This is a genomic window from Streptomyces sp. NPDC057654 (genome assembly GCF_042800135.1).
In the GTDB taxonomy this organism is placed as follows: domain Bacteria; phylum Actinomycetota; class Actinomycetes; order Streptomycetales; family Streptomycetaceae; genus Streptomyces.
This window is the reverse complement of the sequence record NZ_JBHVHQ010001330.1, coordinates 1-1,522: the sequence shown is the minus strand read 5'-3', so window position 1 is coordinate 1,522 and position 1,522 is coordinate 1. Positions and strand designations below refer to the sequence as shown.

The window sequence follows — 1,522 nt, the reverse complement described above, 5'->3', positions numbered from 1 at the left end:
TCCCCGGCCCGTCTGAGCGCCACCCGCCCCGACGCCGCCACGCGCGACTTCAGGGACCGGGCGCGGGAGGCCGAGGCCGTCGTTGCGGAAACGTTCCTGTGGCGACTGCTGCCTCCGGCCGCCGCCGACGGGCCCCGTACCGCCGACAGGCCCCGTACCGCCGCCGGGTGGGCCGCCCGGCTCGCCATCGCCGACGAGCACCTGCCCGTCCTGCGGCTGTGGCTCGACTGGCTCACCGGCCGCGGGGCCCTGGTCCGCGAGGGCGCCGCCTACGCGCCGGCGACGGCAGGCGGCTACGCGCCGGCACCGGCCGGGAAGCCCGCGCCGGGACCGGCCGGGGACTCAGCGCCCCGCCAGGCCCCGGGGCACCGTGCCTACGGCGACCTGACCGCCCGCGCAGGCGAACGGCTCCTGGCCCGGCTCGACGACTACCGGGACATCCTCGCCGGGCGGGCGCTGCCCGCGCTGCTGCTCGACGACGACGTGCTCGCCCCCGACCGGCTCTCCGCCGCCGACCCCGGCAGCGATAAGGCGCTCGATGCCCTCGCGGCCCGTATCGCGGACCACGCCGCCAAACTCGGCCGGCCCGTCGAGATGGTCCAACTCGGCGCCGGCGCCGGCACGACGGCCGCACGGCTGCTGACCCGGCTCACCCCCGACCAGGTGCGCCCCACCCTGACCGACACCGACCCGGACCTCCTGGCACGTGCGGAGCAGCGCCTGTCCGCCCTTCCGCACCGACCGGTCCTCCGCCGCCTGTCCGGCGTACTCGTGCCCGAGGAGATGCGCCACCGCTTCGACATCGTCCTGGCCGACCAGTACCTGCACCGCGGCGCCGACCCCGCCCAGGGGCCCGCGCTGGCCGGAGCCCTGGCCCGCCCGGGCGGCCTGCTCCTGGCCGCCGAACGCAGCGAACTCACGCCCGTCGCCCTGCTGACCGCCGCTCTGCTCGACGGCGGATACGCCTCCTTCGACCCCCGGCGCCGGGCCGCCGGCACCCCCGTACTCGCGCCGGACCGCTGGGCCGAACTCCTCGGCGCCGCCGGCTTCGAGGAGGTCGGGCACACCCCCGTGCCCGGCTCCTTCACCGAGCTGATCGAGGCCGTGCGCCCCGACGACGCCGTGGACCCGGACCCCGCCCGGCTGCGCGCCCTGGCCGCCGAGCGGCTGCCCGCGCACATGGTGCCCGAACCCATCGCGGTACTCACCCGGCTCCCGCTCGGCGCCAACGGCAAACTCGACCGCACCGCACTGGCCGAACTCGTCGGCGCCACCGAGGAGAACGACCCCGACGAGCCGCCCCGAGGGGCGCTGGAGGAGTCCCTCGCCGCGCTGTGGACCGCCCTGCTCGGCGTGAGCGCCGTCGGCCGCCGGCAGAGCTTCTTCGCGCTCGGCGGCGACAGCCTCCTCGCGACGCGGTTCCTGGCCGCCGTCAAGCGTGAGTTCGGCGCCGACCTGCCACTGCGGGCACTGTTCGCGGGCCCCACCCTCGAACAGGCCGCGGGCGCCGTCGCCGCTCTCC

At 77.7% G+C, this 1,522-nt stretch carries 1 protein-coding gene; it reads left to right on the top strand.

Features of this window, described 5'->3' with window-relative positions; translation table 11 throughout:
- Window positions 1-1,522: phosphopantetheine-binding protein (locus tag ACFU99_RS43325; protein WP_384404212.1), on the top strand; the 1,522-nt coding region annotated here is incomplete at both ends.